This is a genomic window from Kitasatospora sp. NPDC042419 (assembly GCF_056437345.1).
Genome location: NZ_JBWKAW010000018.1, coordinates 96,987 through 109,397, shown reverse-complemented (window position 1 = coordinate 109,397; position 12,411 = coordinate 96,987). Strand labels below are relative to the sequence as shown.

Below are 12,411 nucleotides of genomic sequence, written 5' to 3'. Positions count from 1 at the left end.
CCGCCCGGCCCGGTCGTGGCCCGTGCCGCCGGGCCCTGCCCAGCCGCGTTCCGCTCTGCTGCGCCCTGCTGCTGTTCGGTCATGCGCCCATCCTCCCTTGCCGGTCCGCCGCCGTTCGGGGGGCGACACCGGCGGTCGCGGAGGCCGCCCGGGGAGCGGGCGGCCTCGTGGCAACGCTTGCGTCAGGAGCGGTCAGCCGCTCGCCCCCGGCTCCTCCAGGGGCTCGCCCTCCGCCTGGGAGGTGTCCTGTGCGTGCTGGTTCTGCATCGAGGTGATGCCCTCCTCGGGGTCGGCCGCGCGGACGTCCTCGTCCCGGTCGGCGCCCACCTCGGAGCGTGCGCTCATGTCGGTCATCGCGGGCTCCTCTCCTCGGCCGGCCGGGCCGCCCGGATCCGCCGCGACACGCCGTGGTGCCGGGCGGCCGCCGGACCGGTGCTCTGTCTCGCCCCTCCAGCCTGCCTCCGTGCCCGCGCCACGGCCAACCGGACCGGCCGGACGTCGGGCGGGCGGGCCCGGACCCGTCCTCCGGGTCCGTCTGCCCGCCCACCCGTCTGCCCGTTCGTCCGGCGGTTACTCCTGCCCTCGTCGGTCCTGCGCCTGCCCGCCCCGTCGTGCCCGGCCCGTCGTGCCCGGCCCGCCGCGCCGCTCCGGTCTTCTCCGGCCGGTCCGCCTTCGCGGTCAGGGCGCGCCCGGCCCGGAGCCCCCGTGACCCCCCGTGACCCGCCGCGACCCGCCGCGACCCGGCGCGCTCACCAGGAGACAGGCAGCGACTTCAGTCCGTAGATCACCGTCTCGGCCCGGAAGTCCAGCTCGCTCTCCGGCACCGCGAGCCGCAGCCCCGGCAGTCGCCGGAACAGCGTGGCCAGCGCGATCTGGAGCTCCGCCCGGGCCAGTGGCTGGCCCAGGCACTGGTGCACCCCGAAGCCGAAGGCGACGTGCCGGCGCGCGTCCCGGTCGAGGTCCAGCTCGTCGGTGGGCAGCCGGTCCCCGCTGCCGAACAGTTCCTCGTCCCGGTTGGCGGTCGACAGCATCGCGATCACGCCCTCCCCGGCGCGGACCAGCGTGTCACCCAGCTCGACGTCCTCCACGGCCAGCCGGGGCACACCGGTGTGCACGATGGTGAGCAGCCGCAGCAGCTCCTCCACCGCCCCGGGGAGGGCCGCCGGGTCGGCCAGCCGGGCGGCCTGCTCCGGGTGGCGCAGCAGCAGGGCGGTGGAGAGCCCGATCATGTTGGCGGTGGTCTCGTGGCCGGCGACCAGGAGCAGCACGCCGGTGGTGGCGATCTGCCGCGGGGTCAGGTCGTCGCGGACCGCGAGCCGGCTGAGGATGTCGTCGCCGGGCCGTTCCCGCTTCCGGACGGCGAGCTCGCCGAGGTAGTCGAGCAGCTCGTCCTGGGCCCGGGCGACCTGCTCCTTCCCGGCGTCGATGGTGAGCAGCAGCCGGCTTCGCTCCTGGAACGCCTCCCGGTCCGCGTACGGGACGCCGAGCAGCAGGCAGATCACCAGGGAGGGCACCGGCAGCGCGAAGTGGGCGACGAGGTCGGCGGGCGCACCTCCGGCGGTCATCCGGTCGAGCGCCTCGTCCACGATCTGCTGGATGCCGGGGCGCAGTGCTTCGACCCGCTTGACCAGGAAGTCACCGGTGACCATCCGGCGGAGGCGGGCGTGCTCGGGGTCGTCGAGGCGGAGGAAGGAGGGGTTGGCGGTCACGATCTCGCGCTGCCCGCTGCTGAGGAACGGGAACTCGGGCCGCCGGGCGTCGGCGCTGAACCGCCGGTCGGAGAGGACCGTACGGACCTCCTGGTAGCCGGTGACCAGCCAGCAGGAGGTGCCGTCCGGCAGCTCGGCGCGGCTGACCGGGCCCGTGGTCGCCGCCTCGGTGTAGACGGGCGGCGGGCTGAACGGGCAGCGGGTGTCGTGCCGGGCCGGGAGCAGTGGGGCCTGGGTGGTGGGTGTGCTCGTCAAGGTGAGGTCTCCTCCTCGTATGACGAAGTGGGGCGCGTGGTGACGAAGGGAGGTGAGGGGTGGTGAGGTGAAGGGGGGTGTAGGGGCGCGGGCGACGGCGGTGGAGAGGCCTCGCGGTTACGCGGCGGGGCCGTGCCCGTGGCCCCCGCCGTGCCCGGTGCCCTCCGCCTGCCGAGCCTCCTCGGCCTCCCCGGTGGGCTCGGCACCCTCGGTGACGGTGATCGCTCCGCCGGGGCAGAGCTTGGCGGCGAGCCGGACATCGGCGAACCGCGTCGGCTCCAGGACGACCCGACGGATCCTCACGAGGCCGTCCGAGTCGTCCTGTTCGAAGAACTCCGGCACGGTCATGACGCACTGGCCGGAGCTGCAGCAGCGGTCCGGATCGACACTCACGTGCATGGTCGGACACCTCTCACTGGTGTGGCACCGGACGGCCCGGGCCGTGCCGCCCCTTGCTGTCGGTGTCAACCTAGCCCCAGCTCCCGTCGCATACGAAGAGTGCGTGGCCGCCTTGCGCAGAATGGCCGATTTGCCTCTGGTCGTGAACGGGTGTGAGGAAAAAGAAGTTTGAGTGACCGTCAGATCAGCTGCGGACCGGCTGCCCGCCGGAGGGCGGTCTGTCCGGGCCGGCGGGCGCCGGGCCCGCCGTCTGCCCGGCCGGTCCTCACAGCCCCTCGGCGGCCGCGATCTCCCGGACGGAGGCCACGGTGTCCGCCTCGGCCGCCGCCTTGTCGGGCCGGTAGCGCACCACCCGCGCGAAGCGGAGCGCCAGCCCGGCGGGGTAGCGGGGGCTGCGCTGCACGCCGTCGAAGGCGATCTCGACCACCAGCTCCGGCCGCACCCGCACCGTCCAGGCGTCCCGCTCGACCTCGCGGGCCAGCAGCGCCTCGGTCTGCCAGGCGAGTGTCTCGTCGGTGAGTCCCTTGAAGGTCTTGCCGAGCATCACCCACGGCCCCAGCCCTGTTTCGCCGCCCGCCCGGGCGCCCAGGTGCAGGTTGCTGAGGAGACCGTGCCGCCGCCCGCTGCCCCACTCGGCGGCGAGCACCACCAGGTCCAGGGTGTGCCGGGGCTTGACCTTGATCCAACCGGCGCCGCGCCGGCCCGCCTGGTAGCCGGCCGCCGGGTCCTTCACCAGCACCCCCTCGTGCCCGCGCGCGAGGGTGTTCCGGAAGAAGGCGAGCGCCTCCGCACGGTCCCCGGTCTCGGTGTGCGCCACCCGCAGTCCCGCGGGGACGGCCTCGGCCAGCGCGGCCCAGCGTTCCCGGCCCGGCCGGTCCACCAGGTCCTCGCCGTCCCGGTGCAGCAGGTCGAAGAAGTGCGCGCTGAGCGGGACCTCGGCGCGCAGCCGGTCCGGGTCCCGGCGGGCGGCGGTCCGGGCGGCGGTCTCCTGGAAGGGGCGGGGCCGCCCGTCCGCGCCGAGCGCGATCGCCTCGCCGTCCAGCACCGCCGACCGGACCGGAAGGGCCAGTGCGGCCTCCACCACCTCGGGGACCCGGGCGGTGATGTCGTCCAGCGAACGGGTGAAGGCCGCGACCTCCCCGCCGTCCCGGTGCACCTGGAGCCGGACGCCGTCCAGCTTCCACTCCAGCGCGGCCGTGCCGTCGACCCGCTCCAGCGCCGCCCCGACGTCCGGCGCCGAGGCCGCCAGCATCGGCCGGACCGGGCGGCCCACCTCCAGCCGGAACCCGGCCAGTGCCGGTACGCCGCCGGCCAGCGCCGCCGCCGCGACCGCCCGCGCCGAGCCGCGGAACATCAGTGCCCGGCGTACCGCCGCCGCCGGCACGCCGGCGGCCCGCGCCACCGCGTCCGCGACCACCGCGTCCAGCGCGCCCTGGCGCAGGTCGCCTACCAGGACCGCGCGCAGGAAGGCCTGCTCGACCTCGGTGGCCCGCTCGAACAGTCCGGCCAGCAACCGGTGGCGTTCGGCCTGCGCGCCCGTGCCGTGCACGGTGGAGATCTCCTCCAGGGCCCGCTCCGTCTGCCGTACCCCGAGCACCGGTTCGGCGGCGGGCGGCGGCAGGTCGCGCAGGGCGGCCGGTCCGACGCCGGTCCGCAGCCGCTGGGACTCGCCGGAGAGCAGTGCGACCGCTGCCGGTGCCTCCTCCGGGCCGAGGTCGCGCAGGCACGCCGCGAGCAGTTCGGTCTTGGCCCGGCGCCCGGGCTCGGCCGCCACGGCGCGGGAGGTCAGGGCCAGGTGCCGGAGCAGCATCGCGGGCTCCTCGGGAGAACGGGAGGCGGGGGTTTGCGCGCGGGCGTCCAGCATCGGCGACGCGGGCCGATCGCGCACGGCGGACACGCCCCGCCGCCCGCCGTGCTCCCGCTTGCCGCGCCCCCGCCTGCCGCCGAGGCGGGAGGCCGCCGGTCAGGACGGGACGACGGCCGCAGGGGCAGGGCGACGCCGGTCGGCGCGGCGGGTACCGCGCGTCTGCCTCGATGGAGCGGTACCGGGGTCGTTCTTGGCCGGACTGTCGATCGGCCGTGACCCGACGGACCGTCATGCTGTCCCGCGACCGCAGAATCGAGTGCACTCCGGGGGAGCCCGCCATGACGTCCGTGACCACCGCCGCCCGCTGGACCGTCGACGCCCCGGGGAGCGGCGACTTCGCCGCCTGGCGCGAGCTGTTCCGTGGGTACTGCGAGTTCTACCGGGTGCCGGCGTCGGACGAGAAGGCCGAGCTGGTGTGGTCGTGGCTCTCCGACCCGGCCCACGAGCTGGACGGCCTGCTGGTCCGCGACACCGACGGCACCCCGGTCGGCCTGGCCCACTACCGCCCCTTCGTCCGCCCCCTGCACGGCGCCGTCGCGGGCTTCCTCGACGACCTCTTCGTCGCCCCGTCCGCCCGCGGCACCGGCGCTGTCGACGCCCTGCTCGCCCGGCTGCGCGAGATCGCCGCCGAACGCGGCTGGAACACCGTCCGCTGGATCACGGCCGACGACAACCACCGCGCCCGCAGCAAGTACGACCAGGTCGCCACGCGCACCATGTTCGTCACCTACGACATGCCCCCGGGCGGCGCCGGAGCCACTGCGTAGGTGACGAACGGAGAACGTCGGCAGACGTGTGATCGCTACGTGGGTGTCGCCTCTCGGCGTCGGGCCGCCGTCGGCGGGATGGCGGTGCCGTTCAGGCAGCGGTCGAGGAGTGCGTGCATGCGGGGTACGGGGAGGGACGGGTCGGCCGCAGCGCCCTCTGCGGTGCGGGGGTCGGTGAGGAGGGCTTCCAGGGCTTCCGGCGTCAGGCGCGGGTTGGCGGCGGCGGCCCGGCACACCGACTCTCATCCTGCGCACGCCGACCGGATGTGCTCCGGCCGACGGGCTCAGCGGAGCCGGTCGTAGACGAGTGCCACCGTGCCGTGCTCGCCCGCGGCCTGGCTGACGAGCGCCCACTTCCCCGCGGGCAGGCCGTCGTCGAAGAGGCGGGGCCCGCCGCCGAGGACGACCGGGAAGACCGTGAGCGCGAGGCGGTCGACCAGGTCGGCCGCCAGCAGGGCCTTGATGACGCTCGCGCTGGAGAGGACGAGGATGTCACCCCCGTCGGCGGCCTTGAGGTCCGAGACCACCTCGGCGGTCGGTCCGTCGGCGATCGTCGTACGCTCCCACGGCGCCTCGCGGAGGGTGCTGGAGAGGACCACCTTCTCGGTGCCGACGAGCCACTTCGCGAAGGCCGTGTCGCGCGGGTCGGCCCCCTCCATGCCGATGACGGCGGGCCAGAACCCCAGGAACCCCTCGGCGTTGACCCGTCCGAGCAGGGCCGTCGTGGCGGGTTCCCAGAGGCCGGTGAGGTGGTTGCGGGCGACGTCCGTGTGGGCGTAGGGCATCACCCAGCCCATGTCCAGCGGGTCGTCCGGTGAGGCGTAGCGTCCGTCGAGGGAGAGGCTCATGTTGGTGACGACCCGGCGGCCGGCAGTCTGCTCCGTCACTTCGTGCTCCCTGTTCCCGTGTGGTGGGACCCCGCGGCGAGGCCCGCTGCGAGTTTGTCGAGGCTCTGGCCGAAGCCGATCTCGATTCCTGCGATGAAGTCCGCAGAGTCGACGGTGCTGTCGGTGATCAGCCAGTGGGCGTCGAGGTCGGTGCCGGTCGCGGTGGCCCGCAGACCGAGTTCGACGTGGGCGGTGAAGGCGAGTCCGCCGTCGGGGAGGAGCGGCGAGAGCCGGTAGGCGAGGCGCTCGCCGGGGTGCACGTCGACGACGACCCCCTCCGCGCGCCCGGCGACCCGGTCGGAACCGTCGGTGTCCTCGACGTCGCGGTACTCGTGGACGATCCGCCCGCCCGGCCGCGCCTCGAAGACGAGCTCGGAGACGCGGAGGTCGTCGGGCGTCCACCAGCGGGCGAGCAGGGGAGTCTCGGTCAGGTGGCGCCAGACGGGCCCGGGTGGTCCCGGCAGGGACCGGAGGAACCTGAAGGACCGCCCGTCGGCCCACCCCGGCTCCTCGGCGGCCAGCCGCTCCGCCCGGAGGCTGAGGCCGTAGCGCTCGAAGGTCGCGTGCGGGCCGTCCGTCCGGTCCGCGGCGTCGGCGAGGCCGCCGAGCGCGGCTGCCAGCTCCCTCAGGGGACCGGGCCGCAGCGCGTAGATGCGGCGCTGGCCGGTGCGCTGGGAGGTGACGACGCCGGCGCGCTTCAGGGTCTGGAGGTGCTTGGTCGTCTGCGGCTGGCGTGCCCCGGCGAGCTCCGCGAGGACGCCGACCGGGCGGGGCCGCTCGGCCAGCAGGGTCACGAGCCGCCATCGGGCCGGGTCGGCCAGTGCGGTGAGGAGTGCGTCCATGGGAGTCAGTATTCGCCTACACGAATATTCGCGTCAAGGAATATTTCTGAAGGCGGAGTCGCGCCGGGCTGGGCCGAGCTGCGCTGAATCAGGCCGAATCGGGCTGAATCGGGCCGAGCCGGCGTCGTGTTCGAGCGGCCGGGGGAGGAGACGCAGGTCACATCGGCCCGTGTCACAGGAGGGCGTGCCGATCCGTCTCAGGGGGTGAAACCTCGGATGACCGATGGAGGGGCACATCATGGATGCTCGACTGGACTTCTTCGCCGACCCGACCGCCGGCAAGGCCCTCAAGCACGTCATGGCGGCCGGCAGGGCGCTCAAGGAGTCGTCGCTGCCGACCGTGACGCAGGAGCTGGTGTCGCTCCGGGTGAGCCAGATCAACGGCTGCGCGGTCTGCGTCGACATGCACACGAAGGAGGCCGCCGCTGCCGGCGAGACCTCGGTGCGGCTGAACCTGGTGGCGGTGTGGCGGGAGGCCACGGTCTTCACCGCGGCCGAGCGGGCCGCGCTGGAGCTGGCGGAGCAGGCGACCCGGACCGCGGACGGGGCCGGCGGTGTCACCGACCCGGCGTGGGCGGCCGCCGCCGAGCACTTCGACCAGGAGCAGCTCACCGCCCTGGTGCTCCTGGTCTCGTTCATGAACATGGCGAACCGGCTGAACGTCATCACCCGGCAGCCGGCCGGCGACTACGTGGCCGGCCGGTTCCACTGACCGTCGTGCGCACGGGCGGCGGCCGCGGGGCCGCCGCCCGTGGCCACCGCGGCCGGGCCCTACGCTTGCGTGCCGGTGGTCCGGATGATCACGGGGGGACCGCCTGCGCCGATGAGTACGGCCAGGTGGAAGGGGTTCGGGGAAGGGGAGTCGGCATGGGCAAGGTCGAGGAGTTCGAGGAGCTGCGGCCGCTGCTGTTCTCGATCGCCTACCGGATTCTGGGCAGTGTGAGCGAGGCCGAGGACGCGGTCCAGGAGACCTGGCTGCGCTTCGACGGCTCGACGACCCGGCCGACGTCGACCAAGGCCTTCCTGTCGACCACGGTGACGCGGATCTCGATCGACGTACTGCGTTCCGCCCGGGTGCGGCGGGAGGCGTACGTCGGGCCGTGGTTCCCCGAGCCCCTGCTGAGCGATCCCTACCAGGACCCGGCGCGGTCGGTCGAGCTCGCCGACTCGGTGTCGATGGCGGCGCTGCTGTTGCTGGAACGGCTCAGCCCGCTGGAGCGGGCGGTGTTCCTGCTGCGGGAGGTGTTCGCCTTCGGGTTCGACGACGTCGCCGCGGCGGTGGGTCGTTCGGAGGCGGCCTGCCGGCAGTTGCTGGTGCGGGCGCGGCGGCACATGGAGGCCGGCCGGCCGCGGTTCGACGTGGACGGGCGGGAGCGGCGGGAGCTGGCGAGCCGGTTCTTCGACGCGCTCAAGGACGGCGACGTGGGCGGGCTGCAGCACCTGCTGGCCGCGGACGTGCAGCTGGTCGGGGACAGCGGCGGCAAGGCCCCGCAGCTGGCCAGGGTCGTCGTGGGCGCGGAGAAGGTGGCCCGGCTGCTGGGCGCGGGCATCCCCTCGCTGACCCGGATCGACGTGACGTTCGAGCTGCACGAGGTCAACGGCCAGCCCGGCGCGGTCTTCCGCGACCGGGACGGCGGGATCCTCTACGTCCTGGTCCTGGAAGTCCTCGACGGGCGGATCCGCACCGTCCGAAGCGTGGTCAATCCCGACAAGCTCGGGCACCTCGGGACCGTCGCCGACGCCTGGGCGGTCGCCCGCGAGGCGAAGCAGGCGCGCCGGCGGACGCCCTGACCACTGCCGCGGCGCGGCCCGTTCCGGCCTGATCCGGCCTGATCCGGCCTGATCCGGCCTGATCCGGCCTGATCCGGCGCGGGTCCGGCTCCAGCCCCGCGCCGCACGGCGTGCACGGCGGGGCGGGGGCAGTGCGGGTCGTGTTCCCCGCCGCCGCTGCTCCTCCAGCGCCCGTTCTGTGCTTGTTCTGCGCCTGTTCTGCGCCCCTTCCGCGCCCCTCGCGCGTCTCCCCGGAGGATTCTCGGAAATTCGTTCGTACTTTCTGTTATCCCGCTTCCGCCGTGAGGTCTCCAAGGTGTCGGTACCCTCCCGACGGACCCGGACAGCAGGAAGCGTGCGCAGGTGAACAGCGAAGACCGGACGACCATCCTCCCCGCGACCGGACGCCATGACGGCGCCGGTGGGCGCGCCTCGCGGCGTGCCGCCGAGCGGCGTCGCGGGCACGGCCGCCGCGGCCGGCGGCGCGGCGGCCTCGGACCGATGGTGGCGGTCGTCGCCGCCGTCGCGGGCACCGGGGTGATAGCCGCCCTGGCCGGCGCCGGGTACGCGGTGTACCGGGGCGACGAGGGCGTCGACGACGGCCGGCAGGCCGTGGCCTACGAGCCGCTGATCGCGGCGGAGGCCGGCGACCAGAACGGCATCCAGGTGCCCGGGGCGGGCGTCGTCGACCCGGCCGCCACCCCGGCCGGGGGTACCCCGCCCGCCGGCGACCCGGCCCGTGCGGCGACCGCGGCCCCGGCCACCGGTACCGCGTCCGCGACGCCGACGGCACCTTCCGCCTCCGCCTCCGCCGGAACGCCGGGACAGACCGCCTCGGCCGCCCCGTCCTCGGCCTCCGGCACGCCGCGCAACCCCACCGCGAGCCCGACCGCCGCCCCCACCACCAAGCCGGAGTCGCCGGCCGCCACGACCACCGCCGCGCCCACCGGCGCCAAGCCGTCCTCGGCCACCGCCAAGCCGACCGGCACCGCGGGCCCGGGCGGGTCGAACACCCAGTTCGCCCAGCAGGTGGCGGACCTGGTCAACGCCCAGCGAGCCCAGGCCGGCTGCGGCCCGCTCACCGTGGACTCGCGGCTGACCGCCGCCGCCCAGGTGCACAGCGAGGACATGGCGAACCGCAACTTCTTCGACCACGCCAGTCCCGAGGGCAACCACGCGGACCAGCGCATCGAGGCGGCCGGCTACCGCTGGAGCAGCTGGGGCGAGAACATCGCGCGCGGCCAGAAGGACCCCGCGGCGGTGATGGAGTCCTGGATGAACAGCCCCGGCCACCGGGCCAACATCCTCAACTGCTCCTTCAAGCAGATCGGCGTGGGCGTCCGGACGGGCTCCGGCGGCCCCTGGTGGACGCAGGTCTTCGCCTCGCCGTCGTGACCGGCGACCGGTCTGCCCGCGGTCTGCCCGGTCCTGGTCCTGCCTCGTGTGCCCGTTCCCGTTTCCGCTCCCTGCCCTGCCCTGTCCGGCCCGTTCCCACCCCGGAGAGCACCCCTGCTGACCTCGGATTTTCCCAATCCGCGCGAATTGTTGTTATCTGAGCACTCCCCAGAGGTCTCCGAGGAGGCAGCGGCGGACGGACGACAGCAAGACGGAGTGCGGACCCATGAACGTTGACGTGCAGAGCAGGACCGGGACGACCCTGGTACTCGCGGCCCAGGCGGGCGACCCGCAGGCGCGGGAGGCGCTGGTCGCCGCGTGGCTCCCGCTGGTCTACAACGTCGCAGGGCGGGCACTGAACGGCCACGCCGACGTGGACGACGTCGCGCAGGAGACGATGATCCGGGCCCTCGACGGACTGGACGGGCTGCGCGACCCCGAGGCGTTCCGGTCCTGGCTGGTCGCGATCACCATGAACCAGGTCCGCCGGCGGTCGACGGGTCAGCAGCAGGCGGCCGTCGGCGGCCTCGACGAGACCTGGGAGGTGGCCGATCCCCGCGCGGACTTCACCGACCTGACCATCCTCCGGCTCGGCCTCTCCGGCCAGCGCCGGGAGGTCGCCGAGGCCACCCGCTGGCTGGACCAGGACGACCAGGAACTGCTCGCCCTCTGGTGGCTGGAGGCGTGCGGCGACCTCACCCGCGCCGAACTCGCCGCAGCGCTCGACCTGACGCCCCAGCACGCCGCCGTCCGGGTGCAGCGGATGAAGAAGCAGCTGGAGGCGGGCCGGGTGGTGGTCCGCGCACTGACCGCCTACCCGCGCTGCCCCGAGCTGGCCGAACTCACGGCAGGGTGGGACGGCGCACCGGACTCCGTCTGGCGCAAGCGGATCGCCCGGCACATCAGGGCCTGCGCCTCCTGCGACGGGCTGGGCCGCGACCTCTTCCCGGCCGAGGGGCTGCTGGCCGGCCTGGCGCTGGTGCCGGTGCCGATGGACACGCCGACCGGGCTGGCCCTCCAGGCCGCGGCCGCCGCGGCCAACCCGTCCGCCGCACCCGCCGGCGGGGCGGCCGCCGGTCCCGCCACCGAGCCGGGTTCGGCCGCCTCCGGCACCGCCACGGGCTCCGGCGCGACCTCGCCCGGCGGGGCGGGCGCGCCCCCGACCGACCCGGCAGGGGGGACGGGCGGCTGGGCCGAGTTCGCGCGCCGGAAGACCGTCCTGGCGGGTGGTACGGCCGCCGTGCTGGCGGCGGCCACGCTCGCGATGGTCTGGCCGAACCACCCGCAGCCCGGGGAGACCACACCCGAACCGACCACTCCGGCTGCCGCGCCCGACACCCCGGCGGCGGCCGCGATACCGGCGCCGCCGGCACCGGAGCCCGAGACCCCGACCGCAGTCCCGACCGTCATGGCCACCGTCGCGTCCGCGCCCGTCGAGCCGCCGGCTCCGAGCACCCCGGCGGCCACCCCGACCCCGAGCAGCAGTAGCCGCCCGGCCAGCCCGCCACCCAGCCTGGAGCGCCAGCTGGTGGACCTGGTCAACGCCGAGCGCGCCAGGACCGGCTGCGGCCCGCTGCGGATCGACCCCAAGCTGCACGCGGCCGCCCAGAAGCACTCGGAGGACATGGTGGCGCGCGGATTCTTCGACCACATCAGCCCGGACGGCACCCGCGCGGACTCCCGGCTGAGCACGGCCGGCTACCGCTGGTCGCAGTGGGGCGAGAACCTCGACCGGGGGCCGAGCGCCCCCGCCGTGGTCTTCTCCCGCTGGATGGACAAGGGCATCCACCAGTCGAACATGCTGGACTGCGCCTTCAAGGACGTCGGCATCGGTGTGGCCACCGGACCGGCCGGCCTGTACTGGACCCAGGACCTCGGCGCCCCGCTCGGCTGACGGTCACCCACGGCGGAGCAGCACTGACGGCGGAGCGGTACCCACGGCGGAGCGGCACCGAGGACTCGCCCTCACCAGGGCCGACGACCACCATCACGACGGGCTGCCGTCACGACGGCCCCCACCACAACGGGCCTCAGCGCAACGGGCCCCAGCACGAAGGGCCCCCAGCACGACGGGCGGGTGTGGCGACGGGCCGTCAGGAGGGCAGTCCGACCAGCCCGGGCGCCTGACCCGTCACGTACCCGGTCGCGTCGCCGACCACGCCGCCGGCGTCCCCGACCTGGCCCGGGAGGGCGTCCGGCACCGAGGCCGGGACCCCGCCCTGGAGCGGCCCGGCCAGGTCGCCCTGGCCGCCGACGGCGGAGGCGTGGGCGCTGGGAGCGGTCAGGGAGGCCACGACACCCACGGCGAGCGAGGCGACGGCGAGCATGCTGCGCTTCTTCATGCCCCGTCCAACGACGCTGCGCCACTCGGGTTACGGCCGCTCCCCGCCGCCGTGTCCCGGTCGCGCCACGCGTCGGCGGCACGACCCCCGGAGCGCGCCGCCCCGACGGTGGCCCGGTCGGTGGCTCGGTCGTCGGTGGTCCGGTTGCTGGCCCGGCCCGCCGCGCCATGGGTCACGC

Annotated in this window: 12 protein-coding genes; 5 read left to right on the top strand and 7 right to left on the bottom strand. The window is 75.0% G+C overall.

The genetic code is table 11. The features are described from left to right. Nucleotides 1-192: 192 nt before the first annotated feature. From AC067J_RS28540 to AC067J_RS28525, 4 genes are all read right to left on the bottom strand, one after another. Nucleotides 193-354, bottom strand: coding sequence for a hypothetical protein (locus AC067J_RS28540; RefSeq protein ID WP_478303928.1), 162 nt, complete (start codon nucleotides 352-354; stop codon nucleotides 193-195). Between the two features lie 395 nt (nucleotides 355-749). Beyond that, entirely contained in the window at nucleotides 750-1,964 is a 1,215-nt protein-coding gene (locus AC067J_RS28535; protein WP_478303926.1) for a cytochrome P450, read from the bottom strand. Nucleotides 1,965-2,081: 117 nt separating this feature from the next. After that, complete coding sequence (locus AC067J_RS28530; protein WP_478303924.1) at nucleotides 2,082-2,363, bottom strand: ferredoxin; 282 nt, start codon at nucleotides 2,361-2,363, stop codon at nucleotides 2,082-2,084. 265 nt (nucleotides 2,364-2,628) lie between these two features. Beyond that, the gene (locus AC067J_RS28525; protein WP_478303922.1) at nucleotides 2,629-4,173 is read right to left on the bottom strand and encodes an ATP-dependent DNA ligase; all 1,545 of its coding nucleotides are present in this window, start codon (nucleotides 4,171-4,173) and stop codon (nucleotides 2,629-2,631) included. A gap of 335 nt (nucleotides 4,174-4,508) precedes the next feature. Here AC067J_RS28525 and AC067J_RS28520 point away from each other — a divergent pair, with 335 nt between their 5' ends. Further along, a complete protein-coding gene (locus tag AC067J_RS28520) occupies nucleotides 4,509-4,997 on the top strand; it encodes an N-acetyltransferase family protein (RefSeq protein WP_478303920.1) in 489 nt (162 codons plus the stop codon). A gap of 284 nt (nucleotides 4,998-5,281) precedes the next feature. Here AC067J_RS28520 and AC067J_RS28515 read toward each other — a convergent pair whose 3' ends face one another. Next, nucleotides 5,282-5,884 carry a dihydrofolate reductase family protein gene (locus tag AC067J_RS28515; RefSeq protein WP_478303918.1) on the bottom strand — a complete coding sequence of 201 codons (603 nt, stop codon included), beginning with the start codon at nucleotides 5,882-5,884 and terminating at the stop codon, nucleotides 5,282-5,284. Continuing rightward, nucleotides 5,881-6,726 carry a metalloregulator ArsR/SmtB family transcription factor gene (locus tag AC067J_RS28510; RefSeq protein WP_478303916.1) on the bottom strand — a complete coding sequence of 282 codons (846 nt, stop codon included), beginning with the start codon at nucleotides 6,724-6,726 and terminating at the stop codon, nucleotides 5,881-5,883. The genes AC067J_RS28515 and AC067J_RS28510 overlap by 4 nt, the downstream gene beginning before the upstream one ends. Nucleotides 6,727-6,964: 238 nt before the next feature. On the opposite strand from AC067J_RS28510, the gene AC067J_RS28505 reads away from it, so the two are divergent. The 4 genes from AC067J_RS28505 (at nucleotide 6,965) to AC067J_RS28490 (ending at nucleotide 11,785) form a co-directional block, all read left to right on the top strand. Beyond that, on the top strand, nucleotides 6,965-7,438 hold the full coding sequence (locus AC067J_RS28505; protein ID WP_478303914.1) for a carboxymuconolactone decarboxylase family protein: 474 nt from the start codon (nucleotides 6,965-6,967) through the stop codon (nucleotides 7,436-7,438). A gap of 155 nt (nucleotides 7,439-7,593) precedes the next feature. Further along, nucleotides 7,594-8,517, top strand: a complete 924-nt coding sequence (locus tag AC067J_RS28500) for an RNA polymerase sigma-70 factor (RefSeq protein ID WP_478303912.1) — start codon at nucleotides 7,594-7,596, stop codon at nucleotides 8,515-8,517. A gap of 342 nt (nucleotides 8,518-8,859) precedes the next feature. After that, the gene (locus AC067J_RS28495) at nucleotides 8,860-9,891 is read left to right on the top strand and encodes a CAP domain-containing protein (protein ID WP_478303910.1); all 1,032 of its coding nucleotides are present in this window, start codon (nucleotides 8,860-8,862) and stop codon (nucleotides 9,889-9,891) included. A 226-nt stretch (nucleotides 9,892-10,117) separates the two neighbouring features. Continuing rightward, nucleotides 10,118-11,785 carry a sigma-70 family RNA polymerase sigma factor gene (locus AC067J_RS28490; RefSeq protein ID WP_478303909.1) on the top strand — a complete coding sequence of 556 codons (1,668 nt, stop codon included), beginning with the start codon at nucleotides 10,118-10,120 and terminating at the stop codon, nucleotides 11,783-11,785. A gap of 199 nt (nucleotides 11,786-11,984) precedes the next feature. Here the strand turns inward: AC067J_RS28490 and AC067J_RS28485 are convergent, their stop codons facing one another. After that, complete coding sequence (locus tag AC067J_RS28485; RefSeq protein ID WP_478303907.1) at nucleotides 11,985-12,233, bottom strand: hypothetical protein; 249 nt, start codon at nucleotides 12,231-12,233, stop codon at nucleotides 11,985-11,987. Nucleotides 12,234-12,411 lie beyond the last annotated feature (178 nt).

What these genes read in the sequence shown, in the direction of transcription:
- AC067J_RS28540 (WP_478303928.1), bottom strand. Translation starts at nt 354, where the DNA reads ATGACCGACATGAGCGCACGCTCCGAGGTGGGCGCCGACCGGGACGAG.
- AC067J_RS28530 (WP_478303924.1), bottom strand. Translation starts at nt 2,363, where the DNA reads ATGCACGTGAGTGTCGATCCGGACCGCTGCTGCAGCTCCGGCCAGTGC.
- AC067J_RS28525 (WP_478303922.1), bottom strand. Translation starts at nt 4,173, where the DNA reads ATGCTGCTCCGGCACCTGGCCCTGACCTCCCGCGCCGTGGCGGCCGAG.
- AC067J_RS28520 (WP_478303920.1), top strand. Translation starts at nt 4,509, where the DNA reads ATGACGTCCGTGACCACCGCCGCCCGCTGGACCGTCGACGCCCCGGGG.
- AC067J_RS28510 (WP_478303916.1), bottom strand. Translation starts at nt 6,726, where the DNA reads ATGGACGCACTCCTCACCGCACTGGCCGACCCGGCCCGATGGCGGCTC.
- AC067J_RS28505 (WP_478303914.1), top strand. Translation starts at nt 6,965, where the DNA reads ATGGATGCTCGACTGGACTTCTTCGCCGACCCGACCGCCGGCAAGGCC.
- AC067J_RS28500 (WP_478303912.1), top strand. Translation starts at nt 7,594, where the DNA reads ATGGGCAAGGTCGAGGAGTTCGAGGAGCTGCGGCCGCTGCTGTTCTCG.
- AC067J_RS28490 (WP_478303909.1), top strand. Translation starts at nt 10,118, where the DNA reads ATGAACGTTGACGTGCAGAGCAGGACCGGGACGACCCTGGTACTCGCG.
- AC067J_RS28485 (WP_478303907.1), bottom strand. Translation starts at nt 12,233, where the DNA reads ATGAAGAAGCGCAGCATGCTCGCCGTCGCCTCGCTCGCCGTGGGTGTC.